Annotated in this window: 14 protein-coding genes; 7 read left to right on the top strand and 7 right to left on the bottom strand. The window is 68.9% G+C overall.

The window, feature by feature from the left end; translation table 11 throughout:
- Position 1 precedes the first annotated feature (1 nt).
- Genes ACZZZQ_RS06300 through ACZZZQ_RS06285 form a run of 4 tightly spaced genes read right to left on the bottom strand, consistent with a single transcriptional unit; the run spans position 2 to position 4,280 of the window.
- Positions 2-727 (bottom strand): sulfite exporter TauE/SafE family protein, encoded by a 726-nt coding sequence (locus ACZZZQ_RS06300; RefSeq protein WP_463507137.1) that lies wholly within the window; start codon positions 725-727, stop codon positions 2-4.
- Between the two features lie 7 nt (positions 728-734).
- Positions 735-1,700, bottom strand: coding sequence for an ABC transporter permease (locus ACZZZQ_RS06295; RefSeq protein ID WP_053098433.1), 966 nt, complete (start codon positions 1,698-1,700; stop codon positions 735-737).
- On the bottom strand, positions 1,693-2,682 hold the full coding sequence (locus ACZZZQ_RS06290; protein WP_053098434.1) for an ABC transporter permease: 990 nt from the start codon (positions 2,680-2,682) through the stop codon (positions 1,693-1,695). The genes ACZZZQ_RS06295 and ACZZZQ_RS06290 overlap by 8 nt, the downstream gene beginning before the upstream one ends.
- A gap of 29 nt (positions 2,683-2,711) precedes the next feature.
- Positions 2,712-4,280 carry an ABC transporter substrate-binding protein gene (locus tag ACZZZQ_RS06285; protein ID WP_053098435.1) on the bottom strand — a complete coding sequence of 523 codons (1,569 nt, stop codon included), beginning with the start codon at positions 4,278-4,280 and terminating at the stop codon, positions 2,712-2,714.
- Positions 4,281-4,539: 259 nt separating this feature from the next.
- Here ACZZZQ_RS06285 and ACZZZQ_RS06280 point away from each other — a divergent pair, with 259 nt between their 5' ends.
- The 4 genes from ACZZZQ_RS06280 (at position 4,540) to ACZZZQ_RS06265 (ending at position 9,512) form a co-directional block, all read left to right on the top strand.
- Positions 4,540-5,517, top strand: a complete 978-nt coding sequence (locus ACZZZQ_RS06280; protein ID WP_463507136.1) for a 2-hydroxyacid dehydrogenase — start codon at positions 4,540-4,542, stop codon at positions 5,515-5,517.
- A gap of 116 nt (positions 5,518-5,633) precedes the next feature.
- The gene (locus tag ACZZZQ_RS06275; RefSeq protein ID WP_053098437.1) at positions 5,634-6,569 is read left to right on the top strand and encodes a 5-dehydro-4-deoxyglucarate dehydratase; all 936 of its coding nucleotides are present in this window, start codon (positions 5,634-5,636) and stop codon (positions 6,567-6,569) included.
- Between the two features lie 37 nt (positions 6,570-6,606).
- Entirely contained in the window at positions 6,607-8,193 is a 1,587-nt protein-coding gene (locus ACZZZQ_RS06270; protein ID WP_463507135.1) for an aldehyde dehydrogenase (NADP(+)), read from the top strand.
- Positions 8,190-9,512, top strand: a complete 1,323-nt coding sequence (locus tag ACZZZQ_RS06265; RefSeq protein ID WP_463507134.1) for an enolase C-terminal domain-like protein — start codon at positions 8,190-8,192, stop codon at positions 9,510-9,512. The genes ACZZZQ_RS06270 and ACZZZQ_RS06265 overlap by 4 nt, the downstream gene beginning before the upstream one ends.
- A 19-nt stretch (positions 9,513-9,531) precedes the next feature.
- On the opposite strand, the gene ACZZZQ_RS06260 is transcribed toward ACZZZQ_RS06265, so the two are convergent.
- Complete coding sequence (locus ACZZZQ_RS06260) at positions 9,532-11,040, bottom strand: SulP family inorganic anion transporter (protein ID WP_463507133.1); 1,509 nt, start codon at positions 11,038-11,040, stop codon at positions 9,532-9,534.
- A 324-nt stretch (positions 11,041-11,364) separates the two neighbouring features.
- On the opposite strand from ACZZZQ_RS06260, the gene ACZZZQ_RS06255 reads away from it, so the two are divergent.
- Genes ACZZZQ_RS06255 through panB form a run of 3 tightly spaced genes read left to right on the top strand, consistent with a single transcriptional unit; the run spans position 11,365 to position 13,819 of the window.
- Positions 11,365-12,090: a DUF2520 domain-containing protein gene (locus tag ACZZZQ_RS06255; RefSeq protein ID WP_463507132.1), complete on the top strand. Its 726-nt coding sequence runs from the start codon at positions 11,365-11,367 to the stop codon at positions 12,088-12,090.
- A complete protein-coding gene (gene panC / locus ACZZZQ_RS06250) occupies positions 12,087-12,953 on the top strand; it encodes a pantoate--beta-alanine ligase (protein WP_463507131.1) in 867 nt (288 codons plus the stop codon). Before ACZZZQ_RS06255 ends, panC begins: the two co-directional genes overlap by 4 nt.
- Positions 12,950-13,819 (top strand): 3-methyl-2-oxobutanoate hydroxymethyltransferase, encoded by an 870-nt coding sequence (gene panB, locus ACZZZQ_RS06245; protein WP_463507130.1) that lies wholly within the window; start codon positions 12,950-12,952, stop codon positions 13,817-13,819. The genes panC and panB overlap by 4 nt, the downstream gene beginning before the upstream one ends.
- A 341-nt stretch (positions 13,820-14,160) precedes the next feature.
- Here panB and ACZZZQ_RS06240 read toward each other — a convergent pair whose 3' ends face one another.
- Together ACZZZQ_RS06240 and ACZZZQ_RS06235 are read right to left on the bottom strand one after the other, a co-directional pair.
- Positions 14,161-14,364: a helix-turn-helix domain-containing protein gene (locus ACZZZQ_RS06240; protein ID WP_431738067.1), complete on the bottom strand. Its 204-nt coding sequence runs from the start codon at positions 14,362-14,364 to the stop codon at positions 14,161-14,163.
- The gene (locus ACZZZQ_RS06235; protein WP_463507129.1) at positions 14,364-14,852 is read right to left on the bottom strand and encodes a DUF2975 domain-containing protein; all 489 of its coding nucleotides are present in this window, start codon (positions 14,850-14,852) and stop codon (positions 14,364-14,366) included. The genes ACZZZQ_RS06240 and ACZZZQ_RS06235 overlap by 1 nt, the downstream gene beginning before the upstream one ends.
- Between the last annotated feature and the right edge of the window lie 247 nt (positions 14,853-15,099).

Below are 15,099 nucleotides of genomic sequence, written 5' to 3'. Positions count from 1 at the left end.
CTCAGCCGAGCTCGAACAGGCGGGTGACGATGAGCGTCACCGCACCGAGGGCGGATGCTCCGAGAGCGATCGCGCGCGTGCGCCGGCGGTTGAGGAACCTGTTCACGAACCGCGACAGCACCACCCCGGCCACCGCGAACGGCGCCATCCAGGCCGCCGTGGCGAGCGCGTGCGTCGGCACCGCGCCCCACAGGAACAGCGCGACGAGCGACAGCGATGATCCGACGAGGAAGAACGCCGACATCGTGCCGCGCAGCCGCGGCCCGTCGGAGCCCTGCCAGATGATCGCCATCGGCGCTCCTCCGACCGACGTGGTCGTGCCCATGACGCCAGACAGCGCCCCGGCCACCGCCTGCGTCGTCCTCGTCACTCTCGGGCGCCAGCCCCGCAGCGAGACGACGACGCCCAGCAGAACGACGACCGCGACCGCCCAGGAGAGCACGGTCGTCGACATCACGGTGACGAGACCCGCGCCGACGACGGTCCCGGGTACCCGCCCCGCCAACGCCCAGCCGGCCCCGCGCAGGTCGAGCGCCGCGCGATCCATCACCGCCACGATCAGCGTCACGACCATGGCCAGCATGATCACGAGCACCGGCAGCAGCGTCGTGTCGATCAGGGCGATGAAGGGTGCGGCCAGCATCCCCATTCCGAAGCCGATCGAGCCCTGCAGGCAGCCGGCGACGAGGATGACGGCCGCCAGCATCATGAACTCGAGCGGCGTCACCGCGGACTCAGCGACGCGGGGCGATCGAGCCGATCACACGACGGCGCTTCTTGCTCTGCAGACGCCAGCGCTGGCCCGGGTCGGTCGCCAGACGCAGCCACGCGGCCAGGACGTTCGCGCACACCGTGGTGATGACGATCGCGAGACCGGGGAGCACCGACTGCCACCACGCCTCGGCGAGGTACTGGCGTCCCTGCGAGACCATGAGGCCCCAGCTGACATCGGGCGGCTGGATGCCGATGCCGAGGAAGCTCAGCGACGACTCGGCCAGCATCACGTAGCAGAACTCCAGCGTCGCCAGCGTGACCAGCGTGGGCAGGACGTTCGGGACGATGTGCCGGAACACGATGGCCTTGTTCGTGGCTCCGAAGTTCGTCGCGGCGTCGACGAACATCCTCGAGCGCAGCTCGGCGGCATCCGCTCGCGCCGTGCGCAGGTAGAGAGGGATGCGGGTGATCGCGAGCACGAGCACGATGTTGGCCGCACTCGGGTTGAACACGTACAGGATCACGACGGCGAGCAGCAGCGAGGGGAAGCTCATGATGACGTCGGCGATGCGCATCGAGACCGACTCGCGCCATCCGCGGTGGAATCCGGCCCACATGCCCCAGATCGAGCCGACGACCGCCGACACGACCACGGCGGCCGCCGCGACACCGAGCGTGGTTCCCGCGGCGGTGATGATGCGGGCGAGCAGGCTGCGACCCAGCGAGTCGCTGCCGAGGACGTACTCCCAGCCGAGCTGGAAGCTGAACGGCGGCATGTTGCGCGCGCCGAGGTCCTGTCGCTGCGCCATCTCGCCGAACAGCGGCGGACCGATGATCGCGGTGAGCACGATGAACGACAGCACGATGGCGGCGGCGGTGGCGACCTTGTCCTTCAGCAGCAGCTGCCAGAGGTTGGCGCGACCGGACGAGCGGGCTCCGCGCGCCTTCTGCGTGAGGACGGTGACGGTCGATGCGTTGTCAGACATTCGTCAGCACCTCTGCCTTCGTGTCGGAGAGTGCCCCGGGACCGCGGCGGCGGGCCTTGGCTCCCGAGGTCGGCCGCACGCGGGGATCCAGCAGCGCGTAACCGAGGTCGATGATGATGTTGAGGGCGAAGATCGCCAGAGCGGTGATCAGAACCGCGGCCTGCAGCACCGCGAAATCGCGCTGCAGGATCGAGTCGATCATGAGCTTGCCGATGCCCGGCCAGCCGAAGATCGACTCCACCACGACCGCGCCGTTGATGAGGCCGACGGTCAGGTCGCCGGCGACGGTCAGGGCAGGTGCTGCGGCGTTGCGCAGCGCGTGCTTCGAGACGATGTGCATCTGGCCGGCGCCGCGACTGCGGGCGACCTGGATGTACGGCTGCCCGAGCACGGTCACCATCGACCCGCGGATCACCTGGGCGAGCACCCCGACCGGTCGCAGCATGAGCGTCGCGACCGGCAGGATCCAGACGAGAGCGCCGGAGGTTCCGGAGGTCGGCAGCCAGCCGAGGGTGATCGCGAAGATCCAGATGCCGAGGATCGCCACCCAGAAATCGGGCACGCTCGCCGCCGTCATCGAGAAGAAGCTCACGATGCGGTCGGCGATGCCGTTCGGCTTCAGCGACGCCCAGCTGCCGAGCACGATGGCGATGACGATCGCGAGGATCATCGTCACCGCGGCGAGCTGCAGGGTGGCGGGGAAGGCGCGCAGCGCCATCTCGGCGGCGGGTTCCCCGGTGCGCAGCGACTGACCGAAGTCCAGCTGCAGGACACCGAGGAAGTAGTCGCCCATCTGCTTCCACAGCGGCTGGTCGAAGCCGTTGCGGGCGGCGAAGTCCTCGCGCATCTGGTCGGTGGCGTTCAGCGGAAGGTACAGCTGCGACGGATCGCCGGTGAGACGGGCGAGCACGAAGACACCCAGTACGACGGCGATCAGCGGCAGCGCGCTCTGCAGGATCCGTTTTCTCAGGTAGGTCCACATGGTCGCCCGCCTCTCACTCTCGCTCGCGGTCAGCCCGCGAGCGAGACCTCCTTGATGCGCAGCTCGTCGCCGGTCGACGAGTTGGGCTCGTACGTCACGCGGTCGGCGAGACCGAGCATGACCGTCTGGTGCGCGATCGGGGCGAGGGCCACGACGTTCTCGCGCTCGTAGGCGAACACGTCCTCGTAGGCCGCCTGACGCTCATCGCCGGTCAGGGTGCGGGCCGTGTTGATGAGCTCGTCCAGACCCGGGTCGCCGAACTCGGCCTGCGCACCGCCCGTGAGCATGTACTGCTCGACCGTGAACTGCGCGTCACCCGCCTGGTTGCCGTGCTGGATGAGCATCGAGATGGGGCCCTCGTTCGTGACGAACGGGCTCAGCTGGTACTGCAGGTGCTGCGTGGTGTCGACCATGCGGAGCTCGACGTTGAGGCCGGCGGCGGCGAGCTGCTCGCGCAGGACCTCGCCGAGCTCGCTGACCTTCGGGAACTGCGCGGTGCGCACCGGCATGAGGATCTTCGTGTCCGTCGGGACGCCGTCAGCCGCAGCCTCCTCGACGAGGGCCTTCGCCTTCTCGGGGTCGTACTCCCAGGGCTCGAGGTCGGAGTTGAAGCCGACGATGCCCTCGGGGATCAGCTGCGCGGCGACCACGTCGCCGTCGGGGTAGAGGGAGGAGACGATGCCCTCGCGGTCGATCGCGTAGTTGATCGCCTGGCGGATGCGGATGTCGTCGAGCGGCGCCGTCTGCCCGGAGAAGCGCAGTGCGATCGTCTCGTTGTTCGGGTAGCTCACGCCGAAGTCGCCGATGCCGTCCTCGGCGCTGAGGCCGAGGGCGATGTCCGCCTCGCCGCTGGTGATCATCGCGGCACGGACGGTGCCCTCCGACCGCCACTGGTACTCGACCTCGGCGAACTGCGGAGCGTCGCCCCAGTAGTCGTCGTTGCGGTCGAGGGTGAGCTTCGTGCCGGCCTGCCAGTCGCCGATCGCGTAGGGGCCGGTGCCGATGGGCTCGCGCACGAACTCCGTGTTCGAGGTCTCGGGGGAGACGATCTCGATGAACGAGAGCTTCAGCGGGAGGATCGGGTCGGGGCTCGGGGTGGTCACGGTGAGGGTGGTGGCATCGGTGGCGGCGACCTCGAGGTCGTCGTCACCGAAGATGTAGCCCTCGACGTTGCAGCCGAGGTCGCCGTTCACGGCGCGGTCGATCGAGTAGGCGGCCGCTTCGGCGTCGAAGGGGGTGCCGTCCTGGAAGGTGACGTCGTCGCGGACGGTGAACGTCCACTCGGTGTCGCCGGTCTGCTCCCACTCGGTGGCGAGCAGCGGCTCGAGCTCTCCGGTCGACGGGTTGCGCTCGACGAGCGGCTCGGTCACCGTGCTGCGCACGACCACACCCGTCGAGGTGAGGTTCGCGTCGCATGCCTCGAGCGTGGGCGGCTCCTGCGTGAGCACGACGCGGAGGGTGTCTTCGGTGCCACCCTCGCCGCCGCCTTGCGACTCCGAGTTCGCGACCGAGCAGGATGCGAGCAGTGCGATCGACGCGATTCCAGCGGTGACGGCGGATGCGCGGGCCGCTCTGCGTCGGGGGGAAGAAAGCTTCATCGGTTCCTCCAGGTAGGGGACGGCCGAGGCCCAGAGTGGTCGTCGGCTCGTTCAGAATGTCGCAGACCGCTTCACGAGCGTCAACCGATGCGCGGCACGCATCGGCGGGCGGAACCGGGGCTCGGCGCTCGGCAGCGGTGGAGCGACATGCGGCGATCCGCGGGATTCCGCCGTTCTCGCCCGATGAATACAGCGGACGCATCAATCCATGCAACTTCGCTTATGGAACTGCATCGTTGACGGGTCGTAGTCTCGCGCCATGACGAACATCATCAATGCCCCCTCGCCCGTCGCCCCCGGCTCCGTGGCCCAGGCGGGGCCACTGCTCGACTCTCTCGAGCGGACGCTTCAGGACGAGTACTCCGTGGTGCGTCTTCCCGACGACCTCACGACCCTCGATCCCGCGGATGCCGCGAAGGTGCGCGCCGTCGTCACGAGCGGTCGCAACGGTGTCCCGTCCGCTCTGATGGCTGCGCTCCCGAACCTCGAGGTCGTGACGAACTTCGGCGTGGGCTACGACACGACCGATGTGGCTCAGGCGGTCGCACGCGGCATCCAGGTCACCCACACGCCCGACGTGCTCACCGACTGTGTCGCCGACACCGCACTCGGGCTCATGCTCGACGTGTTCCGACGGTTCGGGGCATCCGAGAGGTTCCTGCGCGAGGGCCGCTGGGAGTCCGGCGGCTTCCCGCTGACGCGTCGGTTCTCGGGCAGCACGGTCGGCGTGCTCGGCCTCGGCCGCATCGGGCAGGCGATCGCCCGGCGCGCGGCAGCCTTCGACACGACGATCCTCTACACGACCCGCCGCCCGGTCGACGGAGTGCCGTGGGAGCACGTGGCATCCGCCGTCGAACTCGCACGCCGATCGGATGTGCTCGTCATCGCGGTTCCCGGAGGAGCCGCGACCGAGGGTCTGGTCGACGCCGAGGTGATCCGCGCCCTCGGACCGGACGGGTTCCTGGTGAACATCGCGCGGGGCTCGGTCGTCGACGAGGAGGCGCTGATCGCCGCTCTCGAAGCCGGTGAGATCGCGGGGGCGGGTCTCGACGTGTTCGCGCAGGAGCCGCACGTGCCCGAGCGGTTGATCCGCGACGATGTCACGCTGCTGCCCCACGTCGGCAGCGGGACGCACGAGACCCGGCGCGACATGCGAGACCTCACGCTGGCGAACCTCCGGGCGTACCTCGCAGGCGAGCCGCTCCCGACGCCGGTGCCGGAGATGTCTGCGCTTTGATGCAGGTGGTGCATTGATCTATCCACCATTTGGTTTGTAGGCGCATCGTTTCCCGCATAGCGTGACGATTGTTCAGATCCGAGCCGGACACCGGCGCGACACCCCAGGAGTGCACCGTGGCACGATTCACGCCCACCGAGCTGGCCGACCACCTTCGCGAAGGTCTCCTCTCGTTCCCCGCGACGGCATTCACGCCGGAGCTCGAGTTCGACGAGAAGCGCTACCGCGAGCACGTCGAGTGGCAGGCCGGATTCGGCGTCGCCGGTCTGTTCGCCGCCGGCGGCACCGGCGAGGGCTTCAGCCTCGATGCCGCCGAGTCGGCCGCGGTCGTCCGCGCGGCCGTGCAGGCATCCCGCCCCGAGGTGCCGGTGCTCGCGTCGGCCGGAGGCTGGACCCGCAACGCGATCGCGAACGCTCGTGCAGCCGAGGAGGCCGGTGCCGAGGGCATCCTCGTGCTGCCCCCGTATCTCACCGAGTGCGACCAGCCCGGTCTCGTCGAGCATGTCTCGGCGATCGCCGCAGCGACCCGTCTCGCGATCATCGTCTACAACCGGGGCAACGCGATCTACTCGGCCGAGACGATGGCGATCCTCGCCGACCGACACGAGAACGTCATCGGCTTCAAGGATGCGACGGCCGACATCGAGCACCTCGCCTCGGTCTACGTCCGCAACGGCGAGCGGCTGTTCTACCTGGGCGGGCTGCCGACGGCGGAGACGTATGCGCTGCCGCTGCTGCAGATGGGCATGAGCACCTACTCGTCCGCGATGTTCAACTTCGTTCCCGAGTTCGCCCTCGAGTTCTACCGGGACGTGCGTGCCCAGGACCGAGTCGCGGTGACCGAGAAGCTGGGACGCTTCGTGCTGCCGTACATCGCGATCCGCGATCGGGGCCGCGGCTTCGGCGTCTCGATCGTCAAGGCGGGGCTGCGTCTCACCGGACACGGCGTCGGACCCGTCCGCCCGCCGCTGCACGACCTGTCGGAGCAGGATGACGCCGACCTCCTGCAGCTTCTCGACCGCGCCGGGCTGCTCGAGTCCGTCCCCGTCTGATCCTCACCATCCCCACCCTCGACTCAAGGAGAGTGACATGACCGTTCCCGTCCTCACCGGGCATTCCTCGATCGCCGGACGCTCCGTCGCCGGCACCGGCTCGGCTCTGCACGCCATCGCGCCCGACACCGACGAGCAGCTCGATCCGCCCTACTCGCAGATCGACGTCGACCAGCTCCGCGAGGCGACGGCGGCTGCCGCCGAGGCGTTCGTGACGTTCTCGCGCCTCGAGCCCGAGGCACACGCGGCCTTCCTCGAGACGGTCGCGGAGGAGATCGAGGCGATCGGCGACACACTGATCGAACGGGCGATGCAGGAGACCGGGTTGCCGCAGGCGCGTCTTCTCGGGGAGCGTGCGCGCACCACCGGGCAGCTGCGGCTGTTCGCCGAGGTCGTCCGAGCCGGCGAGCACCGAGGCGTGCGCATCGATCCGGCGCAGCCCGACCGCACGCCGGTGCCCCGCGTCGACATCCGTCAGCGCAAGATCCCTCTCGGGCCTGTGGCGGTGTTCGGGGCGTCGAACTTCCCGTTCGCGTTCTCCACCGCCGGCGGAGACACCGCATCCGCCCTCGCAGCCGGCTGCCCGGTCGTGTTCAAGGCGCACAGCTCGCACCCCGGCACGAGCGAGCTCGTGGCGACGGCGATCGCGCGTGCCATCGACGCCCATGGACTCCACCCGGGAGTCTTCTCGCACATCTTCGGCCCGGGCCGCAGCGTCGGACAGGCGCTCGTCTCCGACCCCGAGATCCAGGCCGTCGGGTTCACCGGCTCCCGCGAAGGCGGTCTCGCCCTCGTGCGCGCCTCGCAGGCGCGGCCGGTGCCGATCCCCGTCTACGCCGAGATGAGCTCGGTGAACCCCGTGTTCATCCTGCCCGGCGCTCTGCGCGGCGATGTCGGAGCGCTCGCCGCGGGGTACGTGCAGAGCGCGACCGGATCCAGCGGGCAGCTGTGCACGCAGCCCGGAATCGTCTTCGTCCCGCGGGGCGAGCAGGGCGACGCCTTCCTGCAGGCCGTATCCGAGGCGCTGCGCGCGGCCACAGGGCAGACCATGCTCTCGCCGAGCATCGCCGCCGCGTGGCGCGAGGGCGTCGAGACGAGGGACGCCAACGCCGAGATCCTCGCGCGGGGATCCGACGGAGAGGGTCCGCATGCCCCCGCGCCGGTGATCCACGCCGCCGACCTCGGATCGTTCGAGGAGAACCACGTGCTGCACGAGGAGATCTTCGGTGCGGCATCGCTGGTGGTGCGGTACGGCGATGTCGCCGAGCTGGTGCAGGCGGCGTCGCGTCTGGAGGGTCAGCTGACGGCCACGCTGCAGCTCCGGGCGGACGATAATGAGCTCGCGGCGGCGCTGCTGCCGGTGCTCGAGCGCAAGGTCGGACGCATCCTCGCGAACGGCTGGCCGACCGGGGTCGAGGTCGGGCACGCCATGGTTCACGGCGGACCGTTCCCGGCGACGAGCGACTCGCGCACCACGAGCGTCGGGACTCTCGCGATCGAGCGCTTTCTGCGGCCGGTCGCGTATCAGAACATCCCCGACGAGCTGCTGCCCGAGGCGCTGCGCGACGCCAACCCGTGGCACGTCCCGCGCTTCATCGACGGGCGGCGCGAGGCGTCCGCATGAGCGCCGTTCCCACCGTCGACAGAGTCGAGGTCGTTCCGGTCGCCGGCCACGACTCGATGCTGTTGAACCTCTCGGGCGCGCACGGGCCGTTCTTCACCCGCAACATCGTCATCGTGACGGATTCGGACGGACGCGAGGGTCTCGGCGAGGTTCCCGGCGGAGAGCCGATCCGCCGCACCATCACCGAGGCCGGCGAGATGCTCTCGGGTCAGCCGGTCGGCCGATACCGTTCGCTGCTGCGGTCGATCGCCACGCGCTTCGCCGATCGCGACGCCGGTGGCCGCGGGCTGCAGACGTTCGACCTGCGCACCACCGTGCACGCCGTCACCGGCATCGAGTCGGCGCTTCTCGACCTGCATGCGCAGCACCTCGGCGTGCCGGTCGCCGAACTGCTCGGCGACGGTCAGCAGCGCGACAGCGTGCCGATGCTGGGCTATCTGTTCTTCGTCGGCGATGCCGACAGGACCGACCTCCCCTATCTGCGCGAGAGCGGCGACAGTTGGGAGAGCGTGCGACGCGAAGAGGCGATGACGGCCGAGGGCGTCGTGCGCCTGGCCGAAGCCGCCCAGCAGCGCTACGGATTCTCGGACTTCAAGCTCAAAGGCGGCGTCCTCGACGGAGAGATCGAGGCCGACGTCGTGACCGCCCTCGCCCAGCGCTTTCCCGAGGCGCGCATCACACTCGACCCGAACGGCGGGTGGCTGCTGGAGGATGCGGTGCGCATCGGTCGACGACTGCGCGACGTGCTCGCCTACGCCGAGGACCCCTGCGGTGCGGAGGGCCGGTTCTCGGGCCGAGAGGTGATGGCGGAGTTCCGGCGGCGCACCGGACTGCGGACCGCGACGAACATGATCGCGACCGACTGGCGCGAGATGGCGCACGCGATCCGATCGGATGCCGTCGACATCCCGCTCGCGGACCCGCACTTCTGGACCATGGCAGGGTCGGTGCGCGTCGCGCAGCTGTGCAACGACTTCGACCTGACATGGGGCTCGCACTCGAACAACCACTTCGACATCTCGCTGGCGATGTTCACACAGGTCGGTGCCGCCGCGCCCGGCGAGATCACGGCACTCGACACGCACTGGATCTGGCAGGACGGTCAGCAGCTGACGGTCGATGCGCCGCAGATCCGCGACGGCGCGGTGCGCGTGCCCGACCGGCCGGGACTCGGTGTGACGATCGACCGCGTGCGGCTCGCCGAGGCCCACGAGCTGTATGTCGAGCACGGGCTCGGCGCCCGCGACGACGCGATCGGCATGCAGTACCTCTTGCCCGACTGGCAGTTCGACAGCAAGCGGCCCGCCCTCGTGCGCTGAGGCGCGTCCGGGTGGATCGCTACTCGAACCCGCCGGTCAACCGTCCCCGCATCCCCTGACTGCTCTCGTTCATCCCGACGATCTCGACGCTCTTGCCGAGCGCTGCGTACTTCGTCTCGATCGCATCCAGAGCGGCGACGGTCGACGCATCCCAGATGTGCGATCCCGACAGGTCGATCACGACATGCTCGGGGTCGTCGGGGTACTCGAAGAGGGTGGTGAGGTCGTTGCTCGAGGCGAAGAACAGCTCGCCGTTCACGACGTAGCGCGCGACGTCGCCCGAGACCGAGCGGTCGACCGAGCGCTCGACCGAGACGAAGTGCGCCACGCGGCGCACGAACAGCACGGATGCGACCAGCACCCCGCCGACGACGCCGACCGCGAGGTTGTGGGTGAGGAGCACGAGCACGACGGTCGCCACCATCACGAAGGTCTCGCTCTTCGGCATCCGCTTGAGGGTCGACGGCTTCACGCTGTGCCAGTCGAAGGCGCCGATCGCGACCATGATCATCACGGCGACGAGGGCGGCCATGGGGATCGTGCCGACGAAGTCGCCGAACACGACGACCAGCAGGAACAGGAAGATGCCGGCGCAGAACGTCGAGATGCGGGTGCGCGCCCCGGACGCCTTGACGCCGATCATGGTCTGGCCGATCACCGCGCATCCGCCCATGCCTCCGAAGATTCCGGAGAGCATGTTCGCCACGCCCTGCGCCCACGACTCGCGCGTCTTGTTCGAGTGGGTGTCGGTGATCTCGTCGACGAGCTTGGCGGTGAGCAGTGACTCCATGAGCCCGACCAGCGCGACCCCGAGGGCGAACGGAGCGATGATCGTGAACGTCTCCCAGGTGAGCGGCACGTTCGGGATGAACAGCTCGGGAAGGCTCTTCGGCAGCTCGCCCTGATCGCCGACCGTCGGCACGGTGATCGCGAACGCCAGCACGACACCGGTCACGATGATCACCGACACGAGTGGCGCCGGCACGACCCGGGTGATCCTCGGCATCACGATCATCACGACGATCCCCAGTGCGACCAGCGGATACACCAGCCACGGCACGTCGATCAGCTGCGGGAACTGCGAGCTGAACACGAAGATCGCGAGCGCGTTCACGAACCCGACCATGACGCTGCGTGGGATGAATCGCATCAGCTTCGCGACGCCCAGCACCCCGAGGAGCACCTGGAAGATGCCCGCGAGGATCACGGTCGCGATGAAGTAGTCCATCCCGTAGGTCGGAGCGACCGGTGCGATCACGAGCGCGACGGCTCCGGTCGCCGCGGTCACCATCGCGGGGCGCCCGCCGAGGAACGCGATCGACACCGCCATGATGAACGACGAGAACAGCCCCACCTTCGGGTCGACGCCCGCGATCACCGAGAACGCGATCGCCTCGGGGATCAGCGCGAGACCCACGACCAGGCCCGCGAGCACCTCGCGCGTCAGCATCCGCGGACTCTTCAGCGCCTGGAGGACAGTGGGATTCGCCCGATAGTGGGCGCGATCGTCGACCGCGAGTGCAGACATGGGGATGCTCCAGAGAAGGTGCCCGGGGATGGGGCAGACGTTCCAGCGTAAGACCTCGGTCTCGATGCGGAGGATTTCTGCAGTACGGAGGGCGGATGCCGGGAATCGGCCCTCCGCATCGAGGATCCCCTCCCGATCGGTGGTGTCGCGGGAGGGTGGCGAGATCGAGAGGTCATTGAGAGCAGGGTTCTGCCTGTTCTGCGCACCAGAGTGACAAGGGCTGGGCGCGTTCGGATTGTCAGTATGCTCCGAGATTTTGCGCGTACCCGGTCTCGGGCGGATACTCATCCCATCCGCGCCGCCCTTCTCGGCCGGGGAATCGACATGCACAGCACCCCTGTTCTCGCCCCTGACACGACCATCGCCATCGTCGGCGCCGGTCGTCTCGGCGGCGTTCTCGCCCGGGCCCTGCGTGCAGCGGGCTTCGGCGTCCTCGGCCCGCTTCGTCGCGACGACCGGATGCCGGATGCCGATATCGCGCTGCTCTGCGTTCCCGATTCGGCGATCGCGGCGGTGGCCTTCGCCGCGCGACCGCATGCTCGACTCGTCGCGCACGTCTCAGGCGCGACGCCGCTCACCGACGTCGACTTCAGCATCCACCCGTTGCAGACCTTCACCGGCACCGAGACGCCCGAGGTCTTCCGCGGAATCGGCGTCGCGGTCGACGCCCGCACACCAGAGGCGCTCGCGGTGGCCGAGCAGCTCGCCACAGCGCTCGGTGCGACACCCTTCCGCGTCGACGACGCCCACCGCGCGGAGTATCACGCGGCCGCATCCTTCGCCTCGAACTTCGTGCTCACGGTGCTCGACGCCGCCGAGCGCCTCGCGGCTCCCTCCGGGCTGGATCGCGCCCACCTCGCACCGCTCGTGCAGCAGACGGTCGACAACTGGGTGGCATCCGGCGCGGCATCGGCCCTCACCGGTCCGATCGCTCGCGGCGACGAGGCGACCGTCGCGCGGCAGCGCGCAGCATCTGCCGACTTCGCCGACCTCTTCGACGCACTCGCCGCCGCCACCCGAGCGGTCGCCGACAGAAAGCCCCGGTCATGAGAATCCTCCGTACGATCGCCGAGGTGCGCACCGCGGTTCGAGACGCCCGCGGTGACGGCGGGACTGTCGGGCTCGTCCCGACCATGGGCGCCTTCCACGAGGGGCACCTCTCGCTCATGCGCGCGGCGAGGGCGCAGAACGACCTCGTCGTCGTCTCGCTCTTCGTCAATCCGACCCAGTTCGCCGCGAACGAAGACCTCAGCACCTACCCGCGCGACGAAGCGCGTGACGCCGCGCTCGCTGAAGCGGAGGGCGTCGACCTTCTCTTCGCCCCCGAGCCGGCCGAGATCTACCCCGACGGCTTCGCCACGAACATCCACGTGGCGGGCATCACCGAGGTGCTCGACGGCGCGAGCCGCGGCCCCCACCACTTCGACGGCGTCGCGACCGTCGTCACGAAGCTGTTCGGCATCGTGCAGCCCGACGTCGCGTACTTCGGGCAGAAGGATGCGCAGCAGGTGCTCGTCGTCCGCCGGGTCGTGCGTGACCTGAACCTCGATGTGCGCATCGAGGCGTGCCCCATCGTCCGCGAACCCGACGGACTCGCCATGAGCTCGCGCAACGTGTACCTCGACGCGGATGCTCGCGCCCGGGCGACCGCGCTGAACCGTGCGCTCGACGCGGCGGATGCGGCGCACCGTTCGGGCGACGGGGACGGTATCGGCGATGGCGATGGCATCCTGTCCGCTGCCCGGGATGTTCTCGCCGAGGCGGGAATCGACGTCGAGTACCTGGAACTCCGGGATGTTGAGACGCTTCAGCCCGTCACCCGCATCGACCGCGACGCCCTGCTGCTCGTCGCCGCCCGTGTCGGCGCCGCCCGATTGATCGACAACCACCTGCTGAGAGGGTTCACGCCATGAGCGCCCACGCCGCCCCCACGAAGCGACTGACCCTGCGCGATCTCGACGCCAAGAAGCATGCCGGCGAGCCGATCGTCATGGTCACCGCGTACGACTTCCCGAGTGCGCAGATCGTCGAGGAGGCCGGCGTCGACCTGGTGCTCGTCGGTGATTCGGCCGCGATGACCGTGCTCGGCCACGACAGCACCGTGCCCGTCACGACCGACGAGATGCTGATGCTGACGAAGGCCGTGCGGCGCGGACTCACGAAGCCACTGCTCGTCGGCGACCTGCCCTTCGGTTCATACGAGGCGTCGGATGAGCTCGCCCTCGCGACCGCGCAGCGCTTCATCAAGGAGGCCGGCGTCGACCTGGTCAAGATCGAGCGCGGCGGCACCACGGTCGACCGTGCCCGAGCGCTCGTGAATGCCGGCATCCCCGTCGTCGGCCATGTCGGACTCACGCCGCAGACTGCGACCTCGCTCGGCGGATACCGCGCCCAGGGACGCACCGCCGAGGCGGCGCTCGCCGTGATCGACGACGCCCTCGCGCTGCAGGATGCCGGAGTTTCGCTGCTCGTGATCGAAGCAGTGCCGTCCGAGGTCACCGCCGCTCTCGCGCCCCTGCTGCGCATTCCGCTGATCGGCATCGGAGCCGGAGCGGATGCCGACGGCCAGGTGCTCGTCTTCCACGACCTGCTCGGCATCTACGCCGGCGGGGCCGCCAAGTTCGTCAAGCGCTACGCCGATGTGCGCGGTGTGTCCATCGCGGGGGTCGCGGCCTATGCCGACGAGGTGCGAGGCGGGCAGTACCCGGCGCCCGAGCACGGCTACGGGATGCCCGAGGGCGAGGCCGCGCGACTGCGCGACCTGCTCGCGCGGCGGTAGGTATTGGCCTCCGGGGGCTTCGACGTCCGGCATCCAGTGCTGTCCCTCTCTTGCTGACCTCGTCGATGCGGAGGAGATCTGCGATGCGGAGGGCCGTATTGACGAGGTCATCCTCCCGTGCGCTGTTCTCCTCCGCACTGCAGGAGTGCGATGGCTGCCGTGTCGAGGTCTCGAAGCGCGCGCATCACGCATTGTGAAGGAGAAATGCGCTTCCGAAGGAGAGAATCCCGGGATCAGGCCTTCTGAAGCGCAGATCTCCTCCGTTGCGTGGGTGCGTGGGTGCGTGTGTGTGTGGGTGTGTGGGTGCGTGGGTGTGAGTGCCGCGACGAAAGAGGTCCCCCTCACGCCTCCCAGCGCAGGATGTCGCCGGGCTGGCATTCCAGCGCTTCGCACAGTGCGTCGAGGGTCGAGAACCGCACGGCTTTCGCCCGCCCGTTCTTCAGCACGGCCAGGTTCGTCGGCGTGATCCCGATGCGCTCGGCCAGCTCGCCGACACCCATCTTGCGTCGCGCCATCATCACGTCGATGTCGACGACGACGGGCATCAGATGACCTCGTTGTCGAGCTCGGACCGCAGCGCCTGCGCCTCGACATCGCGGTCGATCGCCTGCCGCAGCAGCGCCTTCATCACCACGACCAGCAGGGCGACGCCGGCGAGTACCACCCCGGCTCCGCCGATGAGCGCGACGAGACCCGGAGCTGCCGAGCCCGGAGCGAGTATCGCCGCGAGGATCCACAGGAGAGCCGCGGCCACGAGGATCGCGCCGATGATCACGTCGATGTAGCGGAACGACGAGGTCGAGAAGATCGATCCGCGACGCACCTTCGTGAGCAGCAGCCACACGCAGATGCCGAAGACCTGCAGAGTGCCGACCCCGAGGACGACGATCGACACGAAGGCGATCCGTGCCCACAGCTCTTCGTCGGCGAGGTCGAGCCACAGCAGCGGCACGATGAGCGCCTGCACGGCCACGGATCCGACAAGCGCCAACGCGATCACGACCCGCAGCACGATGATCGTCGACTTCGCCATGACTCCACCCCTCATCGAACAACAGCAGAAATCTATCGTTAATCGTTCGATTCGGCAAGGTGGATGTGCGGGGGCGCGTTCGATGCAGAGGAGATCTACGGAAGGGAGGATCAACTGCGCGAGTTCGTCCTCCGGTGCGCAGATCTCCTCCGCTACGCAGATCTCCGCCGGTGCGCAGATCTCCTCCGGATGCGGGGCCGCGCGCTCGGAAGGAGATCGCGCATACCGAAGGAGATATCGGCGACAT

This window comes from Microbacterium sp. AC132 (assembly GCF_979258525.1).
The sequence above is the reverse complement of the archived record's forward strand: the minus strand, read 5'-3'. Positions and strand labels throughout refer to the sequence as shown.

Excerpts from the sequence above, each read along its gene's own strand:
- ACZZZQ_RS06240 (WP_431738067.1), bottom strand. The coding sequence starts at position 14,364 with ATGCCCGTCGTCGTCGACATCGACGTGATGATGGCGCGACGCAAGATG.
- panB (WP_463507130.1), top strand. The coding sequence starts at position 12,950 with ATGAGCGCCCACGCCGCCCCCACGAAGCGACTGACCCTGCGCGATCTC.
- ACZZZQ_RS06265 (WP_463507134.1), top strand. The coding sequence starts at position 8,190 with ATGAGCGCCGTTCCCACCGTCGACAGAGTCGAGGTCGTTCCGGTCGCC.
- ACZZZQ_RS06280 (WP_463507136.1), top strand. The coding sequence starts at position 4,540 with ATGACGAACATCATCAATGCCCCCTCGCCCGTCGCCCCCGGCTCCGTG.
- ACZZZQ_RS06260 (WP_463507133.1), bottom strand. The coding sequence starts at position 11,040 with ATGTCTGCACTCGCGGTCGACGATCGCGCCCACTATCGGGCGAATCCC.
- ACZZZQ_RS06235 (WP_463507129.1), bottom strand. The coding sequence starts at position 14,852 with ATGGCGAAGTCGACGATCATCGTGCTGCGGGTCGTGATCGCGTTGGCG.
- panC (WP_463507131.1), top strand. The coding sequence starts at position 12,087 with ATGAGAATCCTCCGTACGATCGCCGAGGTGCGCACCGCGGTTCGAGAC.
- ACZZZQ_RS06270 (WP_463507135.1), top strand. The coding sequence starts at position 6,607 with ATGACCGTTCCCGTCCTCACCGGGCATTCCTCGATCGCCGGACGCTCC.
- ACZZZQ_RS06295 (WP_053098433.1), bottom strand. The coding sequence starts at position 1,700 with ATGTCTGACAACGCATCGACCGTCACCGTCCTCACGCAGAAGGCGCGC.
- ACZZZQ_RS06255 (WP_463507132.1), top strand. The coding sequence starts at position 11,365 with ATGCACAGCACCCCTGTTCTCGCCCCTGACACGACCATCGCCATCGTC.
- ACZZZQ_RS06290 (WP_053098434.1), bottom strand. The coding sequence starts at position 2,682 with ATGTGGACCTACCTGAGAAAACGGATCCTGCAGAGCGCGCTGCCGCTG.
- ACZZZQ_RS06285 (WP_053098435.1), bottom strand. The coding sequence starts at position 4,280 with ATGAAGCTTTCTTCCCCCCGACGCAGAGCGGCCCGCGCATCCGCCGTC.